This window comes from Cohnella sp. AR92 (assembly GCF_003990975.1).
In the GTDB taxonomy this organism is placed as follows: Bacteria; Bacillota; Bacilli; order Paenibacillales; family Paenibacillaceae; genus Cohnella.
Genome location: NZ_RZJR01000003.1, coordinates 313,647 through 335,611, shown reverse-complemented (window position 1 = coordinate 335,611; position 21,965 = coordinate 313,647). Strand labels below are relative to the sequence as shown.

The following is a 21,965-nucleotide window of genomic DNA, read 5'->3' as shown; positions in this document are numbered from 1 at the left end:
CCGCCTTCCCTCCGTTCTTCTCGCCGATCAGAAATACGTTTTATTTCTTGCTTCCAGCGTGCCTTCTCGCTCGATCACCGCTTGGCAGCCGAGCCGATAACCTTGCTCCAATTCTTCTTCCCCGAGACGATCCCATTCCGCGTCCGTGACCTCCGCGAGCAGATCCGCTCCAACCGCGACGATGCAACGGCATCTGGCGCACGTTCCCCTGGAGCAATTGAACTGCCAATCGACGCCCGCTTCCTTCGCCAGGTTAAGCAGACTTATGCCGGTTCGCGGCTCCACGACTGCGGTGCGGGTTCTTCCGATTAAAGTAATCATAGCTGCTTCCCCCGAAGTATGTATGGCTTATACGATAGCAACAAGCCCGCAGATCATGCCGGATAGCAGGAGAACGAAGGCGATCAACGACAGGGACATCCGAATGAAGCCCCTCGTCTTCGCTCTAGCGAACATTACGAGCACCGCCGCCAGCACCATCAAGCCGATCCCGACAAACGAGACCCACATTTTCATCATCGGATCCATATTGTTGGCTTCTATCCCTTCTACGTCCACCCATTTAAAAAATCCTGAATATTATACCATTTTCGCCAAGCGAATAAAAGAAAACCCCGTCGACGTTTGACGCCAACGAGGTTTAACGAGCAGGCCGGAAGCAGCAGCTCGGACTACTTCTTCAACATCATCTTCATGAGGCCTTCCAAGCTATCCATGTTCATGCCGCTCTTCTTCACGGCCCCGACGATCTCCTTCACCGTATCCTCCGAGACAGGAACTCCTGCCATCGTCGATACCTGCTTGATCAATTGGCGGATTTGCGTCTCGCTCTGCAGCGTGCTGGGCGTTACGCCTCCCGCGATTTTTTTGATCGAGTTCTCGGTGATGTTCTTGCCTGTTTTTTTGTTGACCGCGCCGAGTATATCCTTGGATACTTTCTTGTCCATGTTCGCCCTCCTCCGCAATCCTGCCATGTATCCTATGAAGGGAAGGGGTAAACGGTGTAGGCTGTCAGCCTAGGATCAAGACGTCTCCTATAAGGATAAATTCTCGTACTCGTGCGTGCGGACGCGCCCCATAAGGGCTCCTACCGCTTTGGAAGGTTCTTTGCCTTCGAACAGAACCTTGTAGAGCTGCTGGGTAATCGGCATCTCGACGGAGTGAATCTCGGACAGGCGCTTTGCCGCTTTGGTGGTGCGCACTCCCTCGACGACCATCCCCATCTTCTCGAGCACTTCATCCAGAGCCAGCCCTTGCGCCAGCATGGAACCGGCGCGCCAGTTGCGGCTGTGCTGGCTCGTGCAGGTGGCGATCAAATCGCCGATCCCCGCGAGTCCCGAGAAGGTCATCGGGTTCGCGCCCATCGCCTTGCCCAGCCTTGCGATCTCGGCTAATCCGCGGGTAATGAGAGCGGCCCTGGCGTTATCCCCGAAGCCGAGCCCATCGGACAGCCCCGCTCCGAGCGCGATGATGTTCTTGATCGCGCCGGCGGTCTCCACCCCGATAATATCGGAATTCGTATAGACGCGGAAGTAGGAATCGTTCATGAACAGATCCTGAGCCGCTTCCGCGCACTCCAGACGGCTTGACGAGACGACGACGGTAGTCGGCAGACGATAGATGACTTCCTCCGCGTGGCTGGGACCGGAGAGATCGACGATCTCTTCCTCCGGGCGACCTAGTTCTTCCGACAGGACGATCGACATTCTTTTAAGGGTTTCGGTCTCGAAGCCTTTGGTGGCATGAATCACGAGAGAATCCTGGCGCAGGTGCGGCTTGGCGGCTCGCGCCACATCTCTTATAGCCGATGAAGGCGAAACGAAGACGACGGCTTCCGCCGAAGATACAGCAGCTTCGATGTCGGTAACGGCAGTAATGCCCTCGGGCAATTCGGCATCCTTCAGGAACCTCGAGTTGCGGCGCTCCTCGTTGATCTCCTTCGCTTGGGCTTCATTGCGCGTCCACAGGGTAACGGCATGTCCGTTATCCGCCAGCACTCTGGCCAGTGCCGTCCCCCAGCTCCCCGCGACGAGAACGGTAACGGATTTACGCTCCATGCGGCTCACCTTTCTTGCGGCTGCCGAGCTTATTCTCCGTGCCGTTCAGCAGCTTGACGATATTCTTCCGGTGTCTGGCGATTGCCAGCGCCGCGATGATGACCGCTCCCCAGATAAACGGGGCGCTCCAGCTTCCGATCGCGAGAATAATCGGCACGAGAACGACGAGGATGATCGAACCGAGAGACACGTAGCGGGTAAGCGCGATAATAACGATAGCGATAATGCCGGCAATCAGCACGGGAACGAAGCACAAGGTCGCCATGACGCCGACCGTCGTCGCGATGCCCTTGCCGCCTTTGAAGCGGAAGTAGATCGGCCAATTATGGCCGGCGATGGCGGCCAGACCGCACAGAACGGGTACCCAGTCGGAATCGCCGCCGAGCCACATGCCGAGCAGCACGGCGACAATTCCTTTGGCGATATCGAGCAGGAATACCGCAATCGCGGGCTTCTTGCCCAGCACGCGGAGCGTATTCGTCGCGCCCGCGTTGCCGCTGCCATGGTGCCGGATATCGATCTTCATCAGCCAGCGGGCGATGAGAATGCTGAACGATACCGAACCGAGCAGATAACTGATTACAATCGCTATGATTGAAGCGGTCACTTATGGGTCTCTCCTATTCCTGATCGGATTTGCGCCGAGTAAACAGCCTCAGCGGCGTCCCTTCGAAGTCGAACGCGGCCCTGATCTTGTTCTCAAGGAACCTCTCGTAAGAGAAGTGCATCAATTCCGGATCGTTCACGAAGATCAGCAAGGTCGGCGGCTTGACCGCTACTTGGGTCACGTAGTTGATCCGAAGGCGTCTTCCCTTGTCGGAAGGCGGAGGTGTCACGGCGACGGCATCCGATACGATATCGTTGAGCACGTGAGTCGGAATCCGCATCGCATGCTGCTCCGCGACATGGTTAATGACCGGGAACAGCTTATGCAGGCGCTGCTTCGTCTTCGCCGACAAGAAGACGATCGGAGCATAAGACATGAACAGGAAATGGTCGCGGATCGAATTGGTGAAGTGCTGCATCGTCTTGTCGCCCTTCTCGACCGCATCCCATTTGTTCACGACGAAGATGGACGCCTTGCCGAGCTCGTGCGCGTAACCGGCAATGTGCTTATCCTGTTCGATAATGCCTTCTTCGCCGTTGATCACGATAAGAGCCACGTCAGCCCGTTCGATCGCCTTCATCGAACGCATGACGCTGTATTTCTCCGTCGTCTCGTATACTTTCCCGCGCTTCCGCATGCCCGCCGTGTCGATCAGAACGTACTTCTGCCCGTCCTTCTCGAACGGAGTATCGATGGCGTCCCGCGTCGTTCCGGCGACTTCGCTCACGATCACCCGCTCTTCGCCGAGAATCGCGTTGACGAGAGAAGACTTGCCGACGTTCGGACGGCCGATCAGCGCAACCTTGATAACATCGTCGTCGTACACTTGGTCTTCCTTGACCGGAAGCAGCTTGACCGTCGCGTCGAGCAAATCTCCGATCCCGATCCCGTGAGAGCCCGAGAGAGCGACCGGGTCTCCGAAGCCCAAACTGTAAAATTCGTAAATATCGTCCATTCGTTGAAGGTTATCCACTTTGTTAACCGCAACGACGACCGGTTTGCCGGAACGGAACAGAATCTGCGCCACTTCCTCGTCCGAGTTCGTCACTCCGGTTTTGGCATCTACCATGAATACAATGACATCCGCTTCCTCGATCGCGAGCTCCGCCTGCATGCGGATAAGCCGCAGCATGCCGTCGTCTCCGTCGATCTCGATGCCTCCTGTATCAATGACGCTGAATGCTACGCCATTCCATTCTCCGGTTCCGTAGATGCGGTCCCGAGTTACCCCAGGTTTGTCCTCCACGATGGCTAGCCGGTCGCCGATAATCCGGTTGAAAATCGTGGATTTGCCAACGTTCGGCCTCCCCACGATGGCGATTACGGGTCTTGCCATGCCTTCACTCCTCAATTAACATCGTCATAGTAACATTATAGTAACATCCCTCATCATAACAAAAAAAACCGGGAATGTATAACGGTTCTTCAATGGCGGTCCACAAGGATATACAAGTGGTCCTCCAAGCGGTGCGCGGCGGCGTCTAGAATTTTCTCCATCAGATGGGCCAGCCCCTCCGCTTCCTTCTGATCTTCCGCATGGAAGACCGGCAGCCCGCCTCCCACCTTCTCCGGCTTGCTCGTGACGACGGCGACGATCTTAGCCATTCGGAAGCATTCCTCCCTTGTGGCGGTTAGCCTGCGTCGGCATGCGGACTGCCGCTTCCAGAAGCGGCACGTCGCTTACCGCCTGAAGCGCAACCGCTCTCTCATGCTCCCTCGGCAGGATCAGAACGCCAAGCTTGCCCGTATGCAAATCCAGCTTCGCCATCGGCAGCAGCCCCGGCTCGCCGTCGTCCCGGTAGACGCCCAGCCGCACGGACACATCGTGTAGGATCGCTTGGCGCTGGCCGAGATTCGCGATCGTCACCTTGGCATCGTCGCTTCTCGGCGTAAGAACAAAGCCGATCCCGACATCCCGAATGATCTGCTGGCTCTCCTCCAGACCTACGTTCATCATATAAATATCGCCTACCGACACATTCGGCCCTTCCACTCGTACCGGAGCGAATTCAATCTGCGCGACGTCCTTGATCGTCTTGCCCTTGCGGAACCGGATCACAATTCCCAGACAGATCAGGCCGACGATCAACCCGACGAACCAGCTGGAGAGCGCGACCGCCATGCTGGTCAAGAATGCGGTCAGTATCGATAAGTAGTTGCGGCCTTCGAACACGACGGCCGTTCCCTCTATGTACGTCGTCCCGCGCGGCACGAGCTCCTGCTTGTCGATCGCGCTCAGCGTATTGCGCTCCATGTTCCGCACGTCGCGGAATTGCTGCGCTGCCATACCCAGGAACGTAATCGCCGTGAAGTCCTTCTTGAGGAGCGCCGGAACCGCAACCGAACCTAGCGCCGCCGCAATCGTTCCTAGAGCTAGATGAATCAGCTTGCCGTGCGGATAAGCCGGATACTGGCGATAATCGCTCTGCAGCATAAGAAACCGGGAAGCGACGCCGAAGATCGTACCCATCACCACCCCGGTTAGATCCGAATGATCCAACAGCTTCAACGCGTTCATGAACGCTGCCCCCCTTTTCTCAATCCCAGCTTGCCCCATGCTTTCGCCATTCTCGCCGCGAGAGACGACAGGCATCTAGAGCTGCCGATCGCAAGCCACCAGACCGCCATCCATTCCGAATCCCCCAGTACGATCCATCCTCGCGGCTCAGCTCTCAACCACGCTTCCGCTACTGCGGAAAGAGTAAACCCGAACGTGAGCGCGATCCATTGCTCCACAGGGTTGCGCAGCAGCATGACGGTAAGGGCTCCGATCATAACGGCCAGGATCCAATGCGGGTTGGAGACAAGCAAGGCAGGAATCATCAGCGTCAGTTTATTCGTGAAAAGAGCAACGGAGGCGATGAGCAGCCCGGCTGCAAGCGCCGTCCATCGGCGAATCGTCTGCATTCCCGACAATACCGTTAAAGCGGAAGCGAGAATCAGAGCCGCTCCCAGGTTGATTTCACCTATTCCCGCAAGCGCAACCGTTCTGCTGTAGGCAAAGGGCCATAGCACAAGAAAAAGAGTCAGCCCCCATTCCGGCAAACCTGCCGACAGCTCCTTCCGCCAACCGCTCCACCAGAGAATGACGACAGCCATCCAGATGACGATCGCAATCAAACCGGGCTCCACATCCATCCCCCTTCCTTCCAATTCTGCCTTAGTATTCGCTTATTGCCTCCTATTCCATGCCCTTCCTTCATCTACGGCAACAAAAAAGCCCCCGGAAGCGTAGGCTTCCAGGGGCTCTGTTAAACGATACTTATTTGAACTTGCTCAGCTTGTCGCCGAACTTCTCGCCAAGCGTGAAGCTCATCGACTCAGCCGGCGGCAGGTTCACTTCTTCGCGAGGAGCGCGCGGTCCGCGTGGAGCGCGTTCTGCGCGAGGTTCGCGTTCTTCGCGAGGAGGAGCTTCTTCCGTCTCCTTGATGGAGAGGGAGACGCGCTTCTCGGCCGGGTTGAAGTCCAGAACCTTGGCCTTGACTTCTTGGCCTTCCTTCAGAACTTCGAACGGAGTCGCGATGTGGCGATGCGCGATCTGGGAGATATGGACAAGGCCTTCGACTCCTGGAGCGATCTCAACGAACGCGCCGAAGCTTACGAGACGCTTAACGACGCCCGTAACGATCTCGCCGATCTGGAATTGGCCGGCAGCCGATTCCCAAGGTCCCGGTTGAGCGGCCTTGATGCTAAGGCTGATCTTGCCGATCGAAGGATCGACCTTCAGAACCTTAACCTTGACGTTTTGGCCTTCGGAGACAACGTCAGCCGGATGAGCCACATGCGTCCATGCGATCTCGGATACGTGAACGAGGCCGTCGATGCCGCCGATGTCAACGAATGCTCCGAACGGAGTCAGGCGTTGAACCGTACCTTCGATCACTTGGCCTGGTTGCAGGTTAGCCATGATTTGTTGCTTCTGGGTTTCGTATTCCGCCTCAAGAACTTCCTTCTGAGACAGGATAACCTTGTTGTTCTCGCGGTCGATTTCCTTGACTTTGACACGCAGCGTGCGTCCCTTGTAGCCGGAGAAATCTTCAACGAAGTGACGCTCGACCATGGAAGCAGGGATGAAGCCGCGAACGCCAACGTCAGCGACAAGGCCGCCCTTGACGACGTCTGCAACGGTGACTTCGAATACTTCGCCGTTATCGAACTTCGCTTGAAGATCGTCCCATGCGCGAGTGCTGTCGATTTGGCGCTTGGAGAGTACGAGGCTCTCCTTCGCATCGTTGATGCTGACAACCTTCGCTTCGACTTCTTGGCCGATTTGCACGGCTTCCGAAGCGTTCTCCAGGTTGACGGAAGAAAGCTCGCGAAGCGGAATGACGCCGTCGTATTTATATCCAAGGCTAACGAACGCTTGGTTATCATCGATTTTGACGATCGTACCCTTCACGGTGTCGCCTTTCTTAATGGATACGACATTCTCAAGCGCATCCTGGCTTACCGTTTCGGAAGCCGATTCCTGAACATTGATTTCTTCAGACATGAAAATACCTCCTCAGATCTACCCCAACTTTATTTAAACCCGCATCATAAGCGGCGTTTAAATCGCACAATGACGACTTACGACATACGATCCAAATAATACCTGTAGTATGTTGGAAATCCCGACAAATCATTCATGACGACAGAAGAGTTTGTTCGGATCAGCCTGTCGGCTGTCCCGTGCGGAGCATCTCGCGAATTCGAGACATCAGCACCTCGGTGGCGGCGTCCAGATCCTCCTCGCCCTTCACCAAATACGGCGAGAGGTCGATCGGGGCTCCGTAAACGGTGACCATCTTGCGAAACCAGCGGTACTCTCCGACAAGAGCGACCGGAACGACGGCTGCGCCTGCTCTGGCTGCCATGCTGACGGCGCCACGCTTGCCCATCCCCACGCCCTCGATTCGCTCTCCCTTGCGGGTGCCTTCGGGGAAGATCCCCATGACTTTGCCTTCGCGCAGCAGATTGATCGCGGTTCGAATGGCTTCCTTGCTAACGCCGCCGCGCTTCACCGGGAATGCGCCTAGCCCTCGGATCAAGGACCCGAAACCGGGAATGCGGAACAGCTCTTCCTTTGCCATGTAATGCACCTTGCGCGGGACTGCGAGACCTAGCGTAATGGGATCGAATAAGCTCATATGATTGCTGCAGAGCACCACGGCGCCTTCGGTCGGGATGTTGGATACGCCTCTCGCCTCGAAGCGGAACACCGCTTGGAAGATGACGCGAAGCAAAGACCTAGCAAACCCATATAGCATAATTTACTTCTCCCCCGCCGAAATGGTTCTTGCCGCCGCGCGTCCCCATTCAACAATCTGTTCCGCGACTTGGTCGATGGACCAGCCTGTCGAATCGACGAACCTGGCATCCGGCGCCTGAACGAGCGGGGCAAACTCCCTCTCCTGATCCTTACGGTCGCGCTCGGCGATATCGAGCTCCAGCTGGTCAAGGGTAATTCCCGGGTTGTCCCCCAGCTCTCTGAACCTTCGTTCCGCCCGCTCTCTGGGAGATGCGGTGAGGAACACTTTAAGCTCGGCGTCCGGAAGAACGTGAGTACCGATATCCCTTCCATCCATCACGACGCCTTTGGCGGCAGCCATCTTCCTCTGGAGATCCGCCATTCTCTTGCGCACCGCTTCGATAGCCGCTATTGCGGATACGTTGCGGTTCACATCAAGCGTACGGAGGCGTCCGGTTACGTCCGCTCCGTCCACAAGGACGCGTTGACCGCCTTCTCCGGGAAGAAGCTCGATCTCAAGCTCGTTCGCAAGTCGTCCAATCTCTCGTTCATTGTCCGAAGACAATCCGCGTTCCAAGGCAATCATGGTGACAGCCCGGTACATCGCTCCCGTATCGACATAAATATACTGAAGCGCGTTAGCGACGAGACGGGCTACGGTGCTCTTGCCTGCTCCGGCAGGCCCGTCGATCGCAATATTGATTCGGTGACTCGACTGTACATCCATCTGTATGAAAAGAGCCTCCTAATCAACTACCGTTAAGAAAAAAGCAGGCAGGCGCTGCCTGCTGCGGATGAGAAAATTATACCACAGCCCGCCCCGGGAATGCAAAAACAAGCCGAATCAGCGGGCCGTAAAACTCGAATCATACGGGATTCCTTCCCATTCATCCGTGTTCGTCAGAAGATGTCTAACGGTTGGGATATGCAGCGCGATCTGAGCGACAACGAGCAGAATCGCCAGCAGGGCCGCGGCTTTGACGAGCCAGCGCTCCGCTTGCCGAAGCCGTCTGTCCGTCCAATCCGCGGAGTCGGTACGGTTCTTCACATTTATCAATCCCTACGCATATCAAGTTGACGCTCGAAGCAGTATCGGATGATTTTCTGCTGTTCGGCGTCCTGGATCTCATTGAATTTCATCATGACGATATAATGCTTGGGCTCGGCTTCCGCGACCCTGACGACCTCCCCGACGAACTGGGCGTGCGTCACGTTGTTGGTCCGGTAAGGAACAAGCAGCCAGCAGTTCAGCTTCATTCCCCGGGTGACCGGCCATTTGCGCTCGCACCGGAACGAGACTCCGCCGCCTCCGACATCTTCCGTTAACGCGACGAAACGCACTTTCTCTCCGATCCGAACCGCCAGCTCCAACTGAGTCTCCACGCGAAGAAAGCTGCGACGTTGTTCCTTTGAGATCTCTTCCGGAAGCGGCATTCGGATCTCGACTAGCGTAACGGCATCTTTGACGTGGCCCTTGACCACCGTGGAGAACTGATGCTTGACCCCGTCCGCCGTGTAATAATAAGCGATCAGCTTCTCGCCCGTCTGGGTTCGATAGTAACGCTTGGTTTGTTCGTCCATGGGAATCTCAATAAAGATCGACTCCGCGTTCTGATCCGCGATCCGGGACCGGTAGGTGGGCGCCTGCTCCTGGCCAACTTCGCTGTCTAATTGTAAGAACATGGTCTGATTTACTTTAGGAAGCAACCTGAACCCTCCAACTCGCGCGGCATATTCAGTGCGAAACCGCACTGTTTTTGTCCAATTATACCATGCGAAGAAGAAGTTAGGCATAACCTGTTGAAGAAAAAGCCGCCTCCTGCCGTACCCGGCGCTGGAGGCAGCTATACTGATCTTACGCACTTACTGCAGCAGAGCCTTGGACGTCTCGGGAATCTTCTCGATCGTCTCCTCGATGCCGTTATCGGCATTAATATACATCCGATAGCGGGAGTCGTTGATCTTGCCGAGAAACTCGTGGCAAAGCACCGTTTTCCTCTGTTCGTTCTCGATGAGAGAGAGGCTATAGCCTTGAACCTTGAAATTCGGATTTAGCACTTTCTCGGCCTCTTGCTTGCTGATTTTCGGTTTCTCTACCTTGACCGTCTTGTCCGCGAAGACATGGTCCTTCGCCTGAAGCCCGACCGCTTCGCCGTTGTCCATGGCGATTCGTACGGTTACTTTGTCCGGGTAGATCTTGACGTTATCCTGCTGCTTGACGAACGTAAATACCGACACGTGATCGTATTGATCGTAGGTCACCGGGGTCATGTCTCTGTAGCCGTGCCGAATCAGGAACTGAGATGCTTTGTCCTTCGTGGCGGCCACGTCCAGCTTGCGGTCCTTGACGACTCGCGTATTCATGAACCAGAGCAGCTCCCCGCCCTTGCGGGTGTAATCCATCTGGATCCGATCTCCGTTCTTGCTATTGACCGTGACCGTGTAGACCGGCATCTCCGTCTTCGCTCCGTTCTCGGTAACGTTCACCTCCGAACCGCCGGAGAACGAACGCGTTCCGAGGAAGGCCAGCGCCTTCTGCTTCACTTCGCTCTCGGACACGTTGGCGCCGGACAGCATCCGAACGGATTTTGCGCTCTTCGTCGACATGGAGGACGGACCCCAATCGTTCTCCGGATAGGAGCCGATCTTCTTGTCGACCGCCTTGAAGCCGTCGATAATCGTGTTGCCTCCCGGCTCGTTCTTGCTTGCCATCGCCACTTCCACGTCCATCCAGCGGAGATGGTCGGAGAGTACCGCGTCTTCCACCTTGCCGAGATCCTTGTTGATGTCCGCCGCCTTCGTATAAAGCGACTTCATCGTCTTCACTTCGTCGTCGCTAAGCGGCTGCTTCGTCAGATCCCGAACCGACGTCGCGTAAGCGAAGTCCGAGATCCGGGAGAGAAAATCGCTCGCTTGGTTAAACGGGAGAAGCGCAAGCGGAAGCTGGTTAACCTCGTTCTGGGCCTCGCTGGTCAGTCTCCAGACCTTGACCAGCCCTTTACGCTGGGCGGCTTGGGAGACGGAATTGACCGCAAGCGTCTGACCGAGCTCGTCCTGAAGCCTGGTCATATGGTTCGTCAGGTCGTGGAACGCTCGTTGATATTGATTCTCCGCCTTGATCAGAATCGAATTTTTCTCCTGATGTTCCTGATAGCCCCAGATCAAGGATCCGATCAGGAAGATCGCTGCGATTGGAAAAAGAATTGAGCTTAGACGCGCATACATGAAAAGCCGACCCCTTTCATTCCCATACTGCCGTTCGGCGTTAGTGTGGGAAGAGGAAGCCGACTTTATTCAAGCAATTGCCTATGCCATCTCTTCGATTGCGAAATCTTCCACGTTGCTGCAGATGCACATCTTGAAGCCGGTATCGATACGGCCGCGATCCCTTCGTCCTCTCAGGACAAACTTCTCGCCGCACGAGTTGCAGCGTATCGTGACTTTTACCCTTGTCGCCGTCATGTCCTTCCCTCCAGCCTTTGTCCGCTTCGCGCTCGGCGAGAGGCGGCTCTACTTGGAAGTATAGGCGCGATTGTCAGAATTTAACCTCTTCCTCGCGTTTGACCCAGCGGAACGGGGAACGGGCATTCGCGCGGTTAACGCTGCGAATTCCCCGGAGCCAGAGCAAAACCATGAACGGCACGAAGATCCAAAGCCAATTGGACGGAATCGTCTGCATCAAGTAATCGAAGACGCCGTGCGCGAACAGCGGCGTCAGCAGCGAGAGCGCCAGATGAAGCTTCACCGCTCGTCCAGTCGAGAATTTGGCTCGTCCTAAGGAATAGCCCATGTACACTCCGAACAGCGCATGGCCGGATACCGGAAGCAGCGCTCTGGCGAGCAGCATGCCGAAGGTAACCTGATCGGTGAAAGCGTACATGACGTTCTCGATCGTCGCGAAGCCTAGCGATATCGCGGTCGCGTAGACGATACCGTCGTACGGCTCGTCGAATTCCGTATGGTTGTATATGATGTGGAACAGCACGAACCACTTAAAGAACTCCTCGACACCCGCGGACGTAATGAAGGAGAACGCAACGGGCGAATCCCCCAGCCACAGAAGCAGGCCGTGCTGAATGACCATGACGGGAAGCACGATCAATACGCCGGCCAGGAACAGCTTTATGACGACATGAAGCGGTTCGGCATCGTATCGGTCTTTCCAATAGAAATAGGCAAGCAACGCGATCCCAGGAGCGATAGCCGCTGCGAGCACTGAAAAGAGTAGCACCCTGCGCCTCTCCTCCTTTCTCATTCCCCATTATACATCGGCTCGGCTCTCGCGGCACCCCTTGGAATCAAGTTCCTTCGAACATTAAATGAACAAAAAACGAACATATCGCATTCAGCGAGACCTCTCGCTTGCGATCTGTTCGTTCTCTGTTGACTTTATTCGGCGTCCTTCGCTTGGTCCATTCGATTAGGAGAAGCTCTCCGAGAGCACCTTGACCGCGTTCGACGCGATGATCAGCTTGCCGTACTCTTCGAGAACGGCCGGCGTGACCGAAGTCGCTTCCCCGTACTCCGCAAGCACGGCGATCAACGCATGATAGCTGCTGTTCTCAAGCCCGGCAGGATCGAAGCAGAGAATCCATTGATTCTGGTAGCGGTACATTCTTCCCTCTTCGGTCAGATGGCTGCTGAGCATCTTGGCTGCGCCGATGGCGTCTTCGATATCTCGAAAACGATATATGATGGCTTCGCTCTGTTCGAGCGTAACTTCCATTTCGTACACTTCTTCATCCAGCTCGTCCTCGGAGGACGATTCGGGGTCTTTATCCAGCTTGCCTCTAGTGACAATGACGACCATTCCTTGCGCAGGCATCGCGAACACTTCTACGGCCAGCGGTCCCGAAGCGTCAAATCCAAGCTCGCTGTATGCTTGATCCATCATCTCGCTAAACAGCTCGTGAACCTTCGGAATCTCCCGCCACATGTCTTCCTTCTGTATTCCGCGTTCCGTCAAATCGTCAAAGGTAAGGAAAATCCTAATCTTGTCTTGGCTAAGCCGCTCCATCCTCATGACAGGATCCTCCCTTCTGCACACGATGGGTGATAACAGCGTATGACGTGGCATATAATTTGTGAGTGATTTTTGCTTTTACAGCATTTTATCATTTCTCCATATGAAATGCACTAGGGAAAACCAACGAAATGAAAAAATCGGCACCCGTCTTCCCAAGCGGAAGCTGCAGGTGCCGATTTTCCCCTTCGTTAGGCCCATCCATCAAATTCGGTGCTCGCCGCTCTGCTCGAGAATCTCATTGATGGCATGCTTCACGCTCGGGTCATCCGATGCCAGACGTACGACGTCGGACATCCCGTTCGCCGTATGGTCCGAGGATTGAACGGAGGCGCCGGACGTTCGGTTCTCGCTGCGGCGGCTGCCGGAATGGGCATCCCCGCGGATCGAACCGCCGTGGTCTTTGCCTTGGTCTCTGTTGTGGTCTCTTCCGCCGAACCTCATGTTCACCATTTTGCCGACGGCGTCTTCCTTCATTCCGCTCCACCGGTTTCGCATCTGCTGGCCGACCATGCCGGCCGCAGCGCTAACCATTCGGTTGCGCCGGGCAAACAAGACGAGCGCGGCACCCGCCATCGCGCCCATCAGGAAAGTCGTTGTCTTCATCCCATCGCCTCCTGCCCCTTCGGCTCTGATCAATATCCTTTGTTCCTTCACGGAATAGTTTGGCCTCCTGCCCGCCGATCATCCCCCAACAAATTAAGGAAGACGCCCCAGTGTTCCGAAGAATTGGATATGCTATGATCAAATAGCGTGAGCCTACTTACTAATCGCCTAAGGAGCCAGATGCCATGAACCGCTTTGCCGCAGCAGCCGCCGTTCCCCTTTTCCTATTGTCTCTCTCCGCTTGCGGCTCGTCCGACAACCAAGCCGCTCCGGAGCCGACCGCAACCAGCGCCGCGCTTGAAACGCGCGCTTCGTCGCCCGCCGCCTCCGCGGAGGCTTCGACGCAGCCAATCTCGACTCCCGAGCCTTCCGCATCCGCGGAATTCGTTCACGCGGCGACGGATCCGACCGTTCCCCTGTATCAGATGAACAAGAATTACGACATCGTTCCGATCGACAAGGAGAAGACGGACCGCAAGGTGGTCTTGCTTACCTTCGATGACGGACCGAAGGACGAAGCGACGCTTACTCCCATTCTCGACACGTTGGACAAGCACAACGCGAAGGCCATCTTTTTCGTTAACGGCTACAGGGTCAAGGAGCATCCGGAGCTGTTGAAAGCACTCGTCGAGCGCGGGCAAACGATTGGCAATCATTCCTGGGATCATATCAAGCTGGGCAAGGAATCCGCGGAGACGATCGAGAAGCAGATCGGGGACGTTCAGAATCTGGTCAAGGAGCTGACGGGCTCCGAGCCGGTCTTCTTCCGTCCTCCCCACGCCTCGGGCAACGACGATACCCATCGAATCGCGAAGGAACACGGCCTCCTCTATATGACCTGGTCGGACGGCTCCTTGGATTGGGAGATGACGGGCGACAAAATAAAAGACAAGACGTCGGCCATCATCAAGAACGTAACCGATCAGCTTCATTCGGGCAGCAACATCCTGATGCACGAGCTGCCTTGGACGGGCGAAGCCCTCGACAGCCTGCTTAGTACTCTCGAGAGCAAAGGCTATTCCTTCGTCGACCCGGCCTTGATCGATACTTCGGTCCAACCTTGAATGACAAAGTGAAAAACAGCCATGCCCAAAGCGCGGATGCTTCGCTGCATCCCCGCCGGGCATGGCTGTTCGTTTTGTTAAGAATTGCCGAGATTGGCGCTGTGGTTCTGATTGCCCCACCAGATTAGGCCGGCTACCAGGCAGAAGAAAATAAAGACGAGAACGCGATAGAACCATCGGCTCCAGGCCCCCTTGCTCGTCGGATGAACCGTCGAACGAGGCGGCATGCCGGTCTCCGGAATTCCCGAGGATTCCGCCGCCTTGGCGATGGCCTCCTCCAGTTCCTCAATCGTCTGCGGCTCGCTGGCGGCCGTTTCTTCAGCGAATGCTAGCTGTTTGGCTTCGACGTAACGTTCCCATGCATTCGATCGATCCGATTGACTCATCGCTCTGACTCCTTCCGGTAGCGGATGATCAATCCCATGATGAGGTCAAAGATGAAGTGCGCGACGATAGGCGCCCATATCGTTCCGGTGTGATCCTGGATCCATCCGAGCGAATAGCTGATGCCGAATACCATCCCGGTCGGGATCCAGTGCCGCAGGTACCGGACATGAATCGCGGCGAACAGGATGCTTGTCCAATAGGCTCCGATCGAATGCTGGATCGCGCCGCGGAACAACAGCTCCTCGCAGATACTCACCACCAGGCAGATCAGCGCGATGTGCCATAGGGGACGGTTCCGGAACATCTTTTCGTTGACGCCGCCGTCATCCATCGCCTCCTCGGGAACCCATCTGGAGATCGAGAGGTCCACCAGCACGATTAAAGCGGCCAAACCCGCGCCCCAATAAAGAAAATCCGCAGAAATGTCCAAACGAAACAAATTTATCACGTTTCTGCCCTGAAAAATAACCCATAACAAGCCGATAATGAAAGTAATCAGTTGCGTCAAATACAAATTGATCAGCAGAAGCCGATCATCCAGCTGCCCGATTTCCATCTGGCGCGCCTTGACGTTGCGGATGTTGAATTTTTTCATGTTCCCTCAGTTCGTTCAAGAATTTGTTTGTTGCAATGCCTGTTGATCTCAGCCTAAACCTACTAAACGACAGTTAAGAGGAGTTACCGATGGACAAACGCCTAGCTCGCACCGATATTTTATTCGTATTAGGATTTCTTTTTATGCTCGTCGTAGCGGTCGGAGCATTCTTCTACGGCGTCAAGGTCGGCACCGACCGAGCTGAATCGAGCCAAGCTCAGGATGCGAAGACAGCCTCCGCGGAGAAGGTTGCTTCTCCTAACGCTTACTCCCTTCAAGATCTGGTGTCCTTCTATCATACCGTATTTTTGCCTTATCGGGAATTCATGAACGAATGGCAGAACGCGGAAAACAAGTGGCTGTCGGTCGAATCGACAGACCGCTCGGCTTCGATAAAGGAGCTCGTGAAGCTGGCGTCCGATCAATACGATTCCGCCAAAGTCGCCTATATCCCTCCCGTCTCCCCGCTGCTGCAGGAGGCGCAGGATAACTACCTGAAGAGCTTGAAGCTCTATATGACGAGCTTGTCGTCTTACGCTTCCAGCGCGAACGAAGGCACCGGCTCCATTCTTCTCGGCCAAATCAAGAAAGACGCCTTCTACAAAGAAGCCGTGAAGATGGCGCTTGACGGACAAACCGATTATTACCATTCCATGGCGATGTGGGCCTCGATGGTGGATATGACCGTCCCTTATGATACTCAATACGAGACGCAGATCGAGCTGTCCAAGTGGAAGACGCTTCCTCTCATCTCGAGGAATCTGATCTCCGCGCAGTATTTGCAGGAGCAATCGCTCACCGGCAGCTTCCTGCCGCAGGATCTGACCGCGCGGATCGACGGCTTCCTGGCATCCGGACAGGCGGCAACGATGAAGCTGAAGACGGCGGGCGCCGTCGCCGATCTTCTGACCCGAACCGACGCGGTTCGCGAAGGAGATTTCCTGCAGCAGAAGAGCCGTTTCTACGCCACCCAGCTTCTGCCTCAGCTGCCTTTCTTCTCGCCCGACAAATAAATGGACGTTTCCGACAAAGCAATGTGCTATTTTAGCCATTGCTTTTGTCTGTCTTATTGCTATAAAATGAGTAAGGTTATGGAAGACAAACTGCCTTGTTTTTAGGCACGTTTGCTAAAATCCCCAATTATCAATCGTTCACGGCATCACTCTCGGCGTATCGTTCTCTCGCTTGGATGCGAAGGACGGCCGCCAAGAGTGATTTCTATATTTATTAATGCTTAGGGGGCTTTCAAATGTTTAAAGTGTTGGTATCGGACCCGATCAGCGATCTGGGCATTTCGCTTCTCGTCGAGGCGTCCGACATCTCCATCGACAAGAAGACCGGACTCTCCGAAGACGAGCTCGTTCAAATTATCGGCGAGTACGACGCTCTTCTCGTCCGCAGCCAGACACGCGTGACCGAACGCATCATGACGGCAGCCAAGCAATTGAAAGTCATCGGACGCGCGGGCGTCGGCGTAGACAACATCGACCTCGAAGCCGCAACCAAACGCGGCATTGTCGTCATTAACGCGCCGGACGGCAACACGATCACCACCTGCGAGCATACTTTCGCCATGATGATGGCGCTCGCACGCCATATCCCTCAAGCTTACCTGAAGACCGTCGGCGGCGAGTGGGACCGCAAGTCCTTCGTCGGCGTGGAACTTCGCAACAAGGTTCTGGGCGTTCTCGGCATGGGCCGGATCGGCAGCGAAGTCGCCGCCCGCGCCAAGGCGTTCGGCATGACCGTCCTCGGTTACGACCCGTTCCTCACGGAAGAGCGCGCCGAGAAGCTGGGCGTGAAGCTCGCTTCCGTCGAAGACGTTATCCGCGAAGCCGACTTCATTACCGTGCATACGCCGCTCACGCCTGAGACCCGCCACATGATCGGCAAGGAACAATTCTCCCGCATCAAGAAGGGCGTTCGAATCGTAAACTGCGCGCGCGGCGGCATTATCGACGAGCAAGCGCTGGTTGAAGCGATCGATGCCGGCATCGTAGCCGGAGCAGCCTTCGACGTCTTCGAGGAAGAACCGCCGGCAGCGGACCATCCGTTCCTTAAGCATCCGAAGATCATCGTCACGCCTCACCTTGGCGCTTCCACCGTCGAAGCCCAAGAGAACGTCGCGATCGACGTCTCGGAGCAATTGCTACACATCCTGCGCAACGAGCCGTACAAGAACGCGGTCAACATGCCTCACGTTCCGGCCGACGTGCTGTCCAAGCTGGAGCCTTACTTCTCGCTCGGCGTGAAGCTCGGCAGCTTCGCCGCTCAAGTCGCTGATGGTCCGGTTAAGGAGATCGTCGTCGGTTACTCCGGCGAGCTGGCAGACGTGGACACTCAACCGCTAACCCGCTACGTGGTACAAGGCGTTCTTGCCCATCACCTGGGCTCCGACCAAGTCAACGCTGTCAACGCCATGCACCTGGTCAAGACGCGCGGCGTCAACGTGGTCACCAATAAATCGCATGCCAGCAAGGGCTTCACGAATCTCGTATCCGTCACTCTGCGCACGGGCAAGGAAGAGCGCACCGTTGCCGGCGCCCTGCTGAACGGCTTCGGCGCTCGCATTACGCAGATCGATCAATATCCGGTTGACGTTGCTCCGGAAGGCCATCTGCTCCTGATCTCGCACAACGACAAGCCGGGCATCATCGGCCGCGTCGGCACGCTGCTCGGCAGCAACGACGTGAACATCGCGACGATGCAAGTAGGACGCAAGCTCGTCGGCGGCGCAGCCATCATGGTACTGGGCGTCGACAAGGCGGTTCCGAAGGACGTTATCGGCCAAGTCGCCGACCTGCCGGACCTGGTTAGCGCGAAGGAAATACAGCTCTACTAAGCGGAAACGCCAAAAGGGATGTCCGAAGTCGTCATGACTTCGCGACATCCCTTTTTTCCCTTTCTAAGCACTTTCTGAAGCTCTTAAGGAACAGTCCCTACGCCTTCTTCCTCACCAAAGGTACGATCAGCGTGTGCAGAAGGGCTGCCGTTACCAGCACAAGCGGCATCGCTTGCGAATCGGGATCCTCCGCGAACAGGATGAGGAACAGAATCGACAGCACTCGGCCTACATTCAGGAACAGCTCCTTGATCACGACCGACTCGATGCGGAACTCCCCGCGAAGCGGCAGATCGTCCATTAGTCGATAGTTATAGGAGGTCAGCGTATTTACCGTGAGAGGGTTGAAGAACGAGAAGATCGCCATGAACAGAAGCACGCTCCACCAGCGGATGTCGATCAGCAGCAAGCTCGCCGACAACGTCACGAGAGCCGTGCTTAAGGCCAAGCTGCCTCGCACCGATTCTCTATTATTCATATGAGAGATATAGAGGCCCATGGAGATCGTGAGCAGGGAGAAGAATACGGTGAGCAGGCCGACCCATTGTTCGCTGCCGACTGTCTGATAGAGCAGAATATTGGGCAGAAACAGCATGATTCCTTGGAACGCGCCCAGCAGCAGAAAGCCGAACAGGCCTCTCAGCCAGACGCGCTCTCTCTTCAGCACGGAAAAGGTATATTTTAAATAATAGGTACGGTGGTGCGAGGTTCGGCGGGCGATCTTCGTGCTGGCGATAGCGGCGATGACGAACATCAGGCAGGCGACGGAGAACATGACGACGTACCCCTGCAAGCCCTCGAACCAGCCGATCAGGAATCCCGCAAGCGCCGGTCCGATCAAGCCTGCGGCATTGAACACGACCATATTGATTCCGAGGTATCTTCCCCGCTTGCTCGAATCGACCACATCGTACATGAGAACAAGATAACCGTTCCAATAGAGGCCAAGGGCGAATCCGTTAAATAACGCGAAGAGCAGATAGTAATCAACGACGCTTTCCCTCGCCATGACAACGACGAGGTAGAAAATCGCGATCATGACGATTCCGATCCGGTACGTGACCATCCGATCCTTGCGTTTCGCGATATAACCGCCGACGGCGAACGCGACGGGCGTTACTCCATAGACGACGACATTGAACATGCCGTTGATCCACAGATCCTCCGTCAGCCTCCAGAGATACAAGTTCAAGAACAAGCCCGACATCGATGCCCCGAATTGAAAACATCCGTGGATGAACAGAGAGACAATGGCTTCCCCGTTGAGTCCCAATCCTCTCTGCAGTCTATCGAAGCCGTTCTGTAATCGTTTCCAACGAAACATAGGGGAACCTCCGCCGCTATCGAAAAGGGCGATGATCCTCTCATCGCCGCTTTCGAATTCAGATGATGTTAGGCCTTGCCGTCTACCGGAAGGTCAATGGTGAACGTCGTTCCTTTCCCTGCCTCGCTTGCCGCTTGAATGCGGCCTCCGTGAGCTTCGACCAGGTTGCTGACGATCGCCAGCCCGAGCCCGGTCCCTCCGCTTCCCCCATTCGAATCCCGCTTGCGCGCCTTATCTGCCTTATAGAATCTCTCGAAAATATACGGCAGATCCTCGGCCGGTATTCCTTGGCCTTCGTCGGCGACGATAATTCGCACCTCGTTTCCGCGTTTGCCGCGAACCAGATCGGCTTTCATGCGGATCGACGCATTCGCGGGCGTGTGGCGAATCGCGTTGTCCATCAGGTTCGTCAGCACTTGCTCCAGCCGGTCTCCGTCCGCAGCTTGGAGGATCAGCTTGTCCTTGCTTTCTTCATAGACGAGGTTTAGCCCCTTGTCCTTCGTCAGCGCCGCGAACTTGCGATAGACTCGGCTCATCAGCTGATGGACGTCGAGCGCCTGCGCGTTCAGCTCGATATGCCCGGCTTCCATGCGCGCCAGATCAAGCAAGTCCTTGACCAAGCGGCCCATGCGGAGCGACTCGTCATGAATGACCTGTACCAGCTCCTTGCGCTCCTCCGGCGAAGCGACGATGTCGTCCAGAAGCGCTTCGCTGTAGCCTTGCACCATCGAGAGAGGAGTGCGAATCTCGTGCGAGATGTTCGCCACGAAGTCCGTGCGAAGCTTCTCCACCTTGAACTCCTCGGTTACGTTGCGGAAAACCGCGACGGCGCCGCGGACTCCTTCCGCGGACGCGAGCGGGGTCATGACGACGGAGAACACCTCGTTCTTCACGTGCACCTTGCTGGTCATATCCATCCCCTGCCGGATGACCTCGTGGAAGGTCTCTTGAATGGGCCGGGGGACTTCGCCTTCCCTGTACTCTTCCTCCTCGGTCCACTCGGACGCCGTCCATTCGTTCAAGAGCAGCTTGCCCTGTGGATTCGTCAGAATGACTTTGCCTTCGGCGTTAAACGAGATGACGGCGTCCGTCATGCTGCGAAGCACGCTGCTGAGATGGTCGCGCTCGTGCTGAAGGATATGGATAAGGGAATCGATCTCGGAGGACATCGCGTTGAACGTGTTCGCCAGCTCCCCGATCTCGTCGGAGGATCGAATGGGAACCCGCGTCGTGAAGTCTCCTTTGACGATCAGGTCCGCCGCTTCCTTGATCTCTTTTATCGGTTGGGTGATCTTCTTCAGCAGGAAGAACGCGAAAAAGGTTGTCAGTAAGAAACCGACAGCCCCTGCGTAAATAAATAGATGCTTGACCTTGCTAGAATCCACGAAGTTAAGATCGATGTAATTAAGCAGAAACAATCCGATCACGATAATGACGACAGCCACCAGCGCAATGATCGTCAGCCACAGCTTGCCGACGACGGTTCTCCAGATTGCCATCGGTTACTTCGCGACCTCGAGCTTATAGCCGACGCCCCATACGGTCGTGATCATCGAAGCCGCTTCGACCGACACGCGGTTAAGCTTCTCGCGAAGACGCTTGACGTGCGTGTCGACCGTGCGTAGATCGCCGAAGAAGTCATAGTTCCAGACATCCTTGAGCAGCTCTTCCCGGGAATAGACTTTATCGGGCGAGCTCGCGAGGAAGTGAAGCAGCTCGTATTCCTTCGGCGTCAGGTTGACTTCCTGCCCGTCCGCCGTCACCCGGTGCGCGTCATGCTCGATCACGAGATGCGGAAAAACGATATTGTTGCTCGTAGCGAGTTCCTTTGAGAGGAAAGCGGTAGCCGAAGATCTTCTCAGGATCGCTTTGATCCGGAAGATCACCTCGCGCGGGCTGAACGGCTTGACGACGTAGTCGTCCGCCCCGACCTCGAAGCCTTGGACGCGATTCACTTCTTCTCCCTTGGCCGTCAGCATGATGACGGGAGTCGCTTTGCTCTGTCTTAGCCGCGTGCACACTTCCATCCCGTCGATGCCGGGCAGCATCAAATCGAGCACGATCAGGTCGTAATCCGTCTGCAGCGCCTTGCGCAGCGCGGACTCTCCATCCTCGGCTTCCTCGATGACGTAGCCTTCCTTCTCCAGATACATCCGGAGCAGACGTCGGATTCTCTCTTCATCGTCTACGACCAGAATGCGATTGCCTGCTTCGTTCAAACCAATCGACT

Annotated in this window: 27 protein-coding genes; 3 read left to right on the top strand and 24 right to left on the bottom strand. The window is 55.9% G+C overall.

Going from position 1 to position 21,965, the window contains the following annotated elements:
- Window positions 1–27 precede the first annotated feature (27 nt).
- The 19 genes from ELR57_RS06410 to ELR57_RS06325 form a co-directional block, all read right to left on the bottom strand.
- Complete coding sequence (locus ELR57_RS06410) at window positions 28–321, bottom strand: 2Fe-2S iron-sulfur cluster-binding protein (protein ID WP_126958193.1); 294 nt, start codon at window positions 319–321, stop codon at window positions 28–30.
- 27 nt (window positions 322–348) lie between these two features.
- Entirely contained in the window at window positions 349–528 is a 180-nt protein-coding gene (locus ELR57_RS06405) for a DUF2768 family protein (protein WP_126958192.1), read from the bottom strand.
- A gap of 143 nt (window positions 529–671) precedes the next feature.
- Entirely contained in the window at window positions 672–947 is a 276-nt protein-coding gene (locus ELR57_RS06400; RefSeq protein ID WP_126958191.1) for a stage VI sporulation protein F, read from the bottom strand.
- 87 nt (window positions 948–1,034) lie between these two features.
- Window positions 1,035–2,057 (bottom strand): NAD(P)H-dependent glycerol-3-phosphate dehydrogenase, encoded by a 1,023-nt coding sequence (locus tag ELR57_RS06395; RefSeq protein WP_126958190.1) that lies wholly within the window; start codon window positions 2,055–2,057, stop codon window positions 1,035–1,037.
- Window positions 2,047–2,664, bottom strand: coding sequence for a glycerol-3-phosphate 1-O-acyltransferase PlsY (gene plsY, locus ELR57_RS06390; protein ID WP_126958189.1), 618 nt, complete (start codon window positions 2,662–2,664; stop codon window positions 2,047–2,049). The genes ELR57_RS06395 and plsY overlap by 11 nt, the downstream gene beginning before the upstream one ends.
- A 13-nt stretch (window positions 2,665–2,677) precedes the next feature.
- The gene (gene der, locus ELR57_RS06385) at window positions 2,678–4,000 is read right to left on the bottom strand and encodes a ribosome biogenesis GTPase Der (protein WP_126958188.1); all 1,323 of its coding nucleotides are present in this window, start codon (window positions 3,998–4,000) and stop codon (window positions 2,678–2,680) included.
- 89 nt (window positions 4,001–4,089) lie between these two features.
- On the bottom strand, window positions 4,090–4,269 hold the full coding sequence (locus tag ELR57_RS06380; RefSeq protein WP_126958187.1) for a capping complex subunit for YIEGIA: 180 nt from the start codon (window positions 4,267–4,269) through the stop codon (window positions 4,090–4,092).
- A complete protein-coding gene (locus tag ELR57_RS06375; RefSeq protein ID WP_126958186.1) occupies window positions 4,262–5,182 on the bottom strand; it encodes a YIEGIA family protein in 921 nt (306 codons plus the stop codon). The genes ELR57_RS06380 and ELR57_RS06375 overlap by 8 nt, the downstream gene beginning before the upstream one ends.
- Window positions 5,179–5,802, bottom strand: coding sequence for a hypothetical protein (locus ELR57_RS06370; protein ID WP_126958185.1), 624 nt, complete (start codon window positions 5,800–5,802; stop codon window positions 5,179–5,181). The genes ELR57_RS06375 and ELR57_RS06370 overlap by 4 nt, the downstream gene beginning before the upstream one ends.
- Window positions 5,803–5,926: 124 nt before the next feature.
- Window positions 5,927–7,156: a 30S ribosomal protein S1 gene (gene rpsA, locus ELR57_RS06365; RefSeq protein WP_126958184.1), complete on the bottom strand. Its 1,230-nt coding sequence runs from the start codon at window positions 7,154–7,156 to the stop codon at window positions 5,927–5,929.
- A 160-nt stretch (window positions 7,157–7,316) separates the two neighbouring features.
- Window positions 7,317–7,913: a lysophospholipid acyltransferase family protein gene (locus tag ELR57_RS06360; protein ID WP_126958183.1), complete on the bottom strand. Its 597-nt coding sequence runs from the start codon at window positions 7,911–7,913 to the stop codon at window positions 7,317–7,319.
- A gap of 3 nt (window positions 7,914–7,916) precedes the next feature.
- Window positions 7,917–8,621 (bottom strand): (d)CMP kinase, encoded by a 705-nt coding sequence (gene cmk / locus ELR57_RS06355; protein WP_126958182.1) that lies wholly within the window; start codon window positions 8,619–8,621, stop codon window positions 7,917–7,919.
- 117 nt (window positions 8,622–8,738) lie between these two features.
- Window positions 8,739–8,942 (bottom strand): hypothetical protein, encoded by a 204-nt coding sequence (locus tag ELR57_RS06350; RefSeq protein ID WP_126958181.1) that lies wholly within the window; start codon window positions 8,940–8,942, stop codon window positions 8,739–8,741.
- A gap of 5 nt (window positions 8,943–8,947) precedes the next feature.
- Window positions 8,948–9,601 carry a flagellar brake protein gene (locus ELR57_RS06345; RefSeq protein ID WP_126958180.1) on the bottom strand — a complete coding sequence of 218 codons (654 nt, stop codon included), beginning with the start codon at window positions 9,599–9,601 and terminating at the stop codon, window positions 8,948–8,950.
- A 156-nt stretch (window positions 9,602–9,757) separates the two neighbouring features.
- A complete protein-coding gene (gene ypeB / locus ELR57_RS06340; protein WP_126958179.1) occupies window positions 9,758–11,119 on the bottom strand; it encodes a germination protein YpeB in 1,362 nt (453 codons plus the stop codon).
- Window positions 11,120–11,200: 81 nt separating this feature from the next.
- Window positions 11,201–11,356 (bottom strand): hypothetical protein, encoded by a 156-nt coding sequence (locus tag ELR57_RS28050; protein WP_192896524.1) that lies wholly within the window; start codon window positions 11,354–11,356, stop codon window positions 11,201–11,203.
- Between the two features lie 73 nt (window positions 11,357–11,429).
- Complete coding sequence (gene prsW / locus ELR57_RS06335; RefSeq protein ID WP_126958178.1) at window positions 11,430–12,125, bottom strand: glutamic-type intramembrane protease PrsW; 696 nt, start codon at window positions 12,123–12,125, stop codon at window positions 11,430–11,432.
- Window positions 12,126–12,314: 189 nt separating this feature from the next.
- Complete coding sequence (locus ELR57_RS06330; protein ID WP_126958177.1) at window positions 12,315–12,917, bottom strand: genetic competence negative regulator; 603 nt, start codon at window positions 12,915–12,917, stop codon at window positions 12,315–12,317.
- A gap of 204 nt (window positions 12,918–13,121) precedes the next feature.
- A complete protein-coding gene (locus ELR57_RS06325; RefSeq protein WP_126958176.1) occupies window positions 13,122–13,523 on the bottom strand; it encodes a hypothetical protein in 402 nt (133 codons plus the stop codon).
- 185 nt (window positions 13,524–13,708) lie between these two features.
- Here ELR57_RS06325 and ELR57_RS06320 point away from each other — a divergent pair, with 185 nt between their 5' ends.
- Window positions 13,709–14,587 carry a polysaccharide deacetylase family protein gene (locus ELR57_RS06320; RefSeq protein ID WP_126958175.1) on the top strand — a complete coding sequence of 293 codons (879 nt, stop codon included), beginning with the start codon at window positions 13,709–13,711 and terminating at the stop codon, window positions 14,585–14,587.
- Between the two features lie 77 nt (window positions 14,588–14,664).
- Here ELR57_RS06320 and ELR57_RS06315 read toward each other — a convergent pair whose 3' ends face one another.
- Window positions 14,665–14,973, bottom strand: a complete 309-nt coding sequence (locus ELR57_RS06315; RefSeq protein WP_126958174.1) for a hypothetical protein — start codon at window positions 14,971–14,973, stop codon at window positions 14,665–14,667.
- Window positions 14,970–15,569, bottom strand: a complete 600-nt coding sequence (locus ELR57_RS06310) for a CPBP family intramembrane glutamic endopeptidase (RefSeq protein WP_126958173.1) — start codon at window positions 15,567–15,569, stop codon at window positions 14,970–14,972. The genes ELR57_RS06315 and ELR57_RS06310 overlap by 4 nt, the downstream gene beginning before the upstream one ends.
- A gap of 89 nt (window positions 15,570–15,658) precedes the next feature.
- Here ELR57_RS06310 and ELR57_RS06305 point away from each other — a divergent pair, with 89 nt between their 5' ends.
- Together ELR57_RS06305 and serA are read left to right on the top strand one after the other, a co-directional pair.
- Window positions 15,659–16,582: a hypothetical protein gene (locus ELR57_RS06305; protein WP_126958172.1), complete on the top strand. Its 924-nt coding sequence runs from the start codon at window positions 15,659–15,661 to the stop codon at window positions 16,580–16,582.
- A 236-nt stretch (window positions 16,583–16,818) separates the two neighbouring features.
- Entirely contained in the window at window positions 16,819–18,411 is a 1,593-nt protein-coding gene (gene serA, locus ELR57_RS06300) for a phosphoglycerate dehydrogenase (RefSeq protein ID WP_126958171.1), read from the top strand.
- A gap of 97 nt (window positions 18,412–18,508) precedes the next feature.
- Here the strand turns inward: serA and ELR57_RS06295 are convergent, their stop codons facing one another.
- The 3 genes from ELR57_RS06295 to ELR57_RS06285 all read right to left on the bottom strand — a co-directional run bounded on the left by ELR57_RS06295 (window position 18,509) and on the right by ELR57_RS06285 (window position 21,954).
- The gene (locus tag ELR57_RS06295) at window positions 18,509–19,735 is read right to left on the bottom strand and encodes an MFS transporter (RefSeq protein ID WP_126958170.1); all 1,227 of its coding nucleotides are present in this window, start codon (window positions 19,733–19,735) and stop codon (window positions 18,509–18,511) included.
- A 68-nt stretch (window positions 19,736–19,803) separates the two neighbouring features.
- A complete protein-coding gene (locus tag ELR57_RS06290) occupies window positions 19,804–21,234 on the bottom strand; it encodes a HAMP domain-containing sensor histidine kinase (protein ID WP_126958169.1) in 1,431 nt (476 codons plus the stop codon).
- Between the two features lie 3 nt (window positions 21,235–21,237).
- The gene (locus tag ELR57_RS06285) at window positions 21,238–21,954 is read right to left on the bottom strand and encodes a response regulator transcription factor (protein WP_126958168.1); all 717 of its coding nucleotides are present in this window, start codon (window positions 21,952–21,954) and stop codon (window positions 21,238–21,240) included.
- Window positions 21,955–21,965 lie beyond the last annotated feature (11 nt).

Coding starts and splice junctions, on each gene's coding strand:
- ELR57_RS06410 (WP_126958193.1), bottom strand. CDS start 321: ATGATTACTTTAATCGGAAGAACCCGCACCGCAGTCGTGGAGCCGCGA.
- ELR57_RS06405 (WP_126958192.1), bottom strand. CDS start 528: ATGGATCCGATGATGAAAATGTGGGTCTCGTTTGTCGGGATCGGCTTG.
- ELR57_RS06400 (WP_126958191.1), bottom strand. CDS start 947: ATGGACAAGAAAGTATCCAAGGATATACTCGGCGCGGTCAACAAAAAA.
- ELR57_RS06395 (WP_126958190.1), bottom strand. CDS start 2,057: ATGGAGCGTAAATCCGTTACCGTTCTCGTCGCGGGGAGCTGGGGGACG.
- der (WP_126958188.1), bottom strand. CDS start 4,000: ATGGCAAGACCCGTAATCGCCATCGTGGGGAGGCCGAACGTTGGCAAA.
- ELR57_RS06380 (WP_126958187.1), bottom strand. CDS start 4,269: ATGGCTAAGATCGTCGCCGTCGTCACGAGCAAGCCGGAGAAGGTGGGA.
- ELR57_RS06375 (WP_126958186.1), bottom strand. CDS start 5,182: ATGAACGCGTTGAAGCTGTTGGATCATTCGGATCTAACCGGGGTGGTG.
- ELR57_RS06370 (WP_126958185.1), bottom strand. CDS start 5,802: ATGGATGTGGAGCCCGGTTTGATTGCGATCGTCATCTGGATGGCTGTC.
- rpsA (WP_126958184.1), bottom strand. CDS start 7,156: ATGTCTGAAGAAATCAATGTTCAGGAATCGGCTTCCGAAACGGTAAGC.
- ELR57_RS06360 (WP_126958183.1), bottom strand. CDS start 7,913: ATGCTATATGGGTTTGCTAGGTCTTTGCTTCGCGTCATCTTCCAAGCG.
- cmk (WP_126958182.1), bottom strand. CDS start 8,621: ATGGATGTACAGTCGAGTCACCGAATCAATATTGCGATCGACGGGCCT.
- ypeB (WP_126958179.1), bottom strand. CDS start 11,119: ATGTATGCGCGTCTAAGCTCAATTCTTTTTCCAATCGCAGCGATCTTC.
- ELR57_RS28050 (WP_192896524.1), bottom strand. CDS start 11,356: ATGACGGCGACAAGGGTAAAAGTCACGATACGCTGCAACTCGTGCGGC.
- ELR57_RS06330 (WP_126958177.1), bottom strand. CDS start 12,917: ATGAGGATGGAGCGGCTTAGCCAAGACAAGATTAGGATTTTCCTTACC.
- ELR57_RS06325 (WP_126958176.1), bottom strand. CDS start 13,523: ATGAAGACAACGACTTTCCTGATGGGCGCGATGGCGGGTGCCGCGCTC.
- ELR57_RS06320 (WP_126958175.1), top strand. CDS start 13,709: ATGAACCGCTTTGCCGCAGCAGCCGCCGTTCCCCTTTTCCTATTGTCT.
- ELR57_RS06315 (WP_126958174.1), bottom strand. CDS start 14,973: ATGAGTCAATCGGATCGATCGAATGCATGGGAACGTTACGTCGAAGCC.
- ELR57_RS06310 (WP_126958173.1), bottom strand. CDS start 15,569: ATGAAAAAATTCAACATCCGCAACGTCAAGGCGCGCCAGATGGAAATC.
- ELR57_RS06305 (WP_126958172.1), top strand. CDS start 15,659: ATGGACAAACGCCTAGCTCGCACCGATATTTTATTCGTATTAGGATTT.
- serA (WP_126958171.1), top strand. CDS start 16,819: ATGTTTAAAGTGTTGGTATCGGACCCGATCAGCGATCTGGGCATTTCG.
- ELR57_RS06295 (WP_126958170.1), bottom strand. CDS start 19,735: ATGTTTCGTTGGAAACGATTACAGAACGGCTTCGATAGACTGCAGAGA.
- ELR57_RS06290 (WP_126958169.1), bottom strand. CDS start 21,234: ATGGCAATCTGGAGAACCGTCGTCGGCAAGCTGTGGCTGACGATCATT.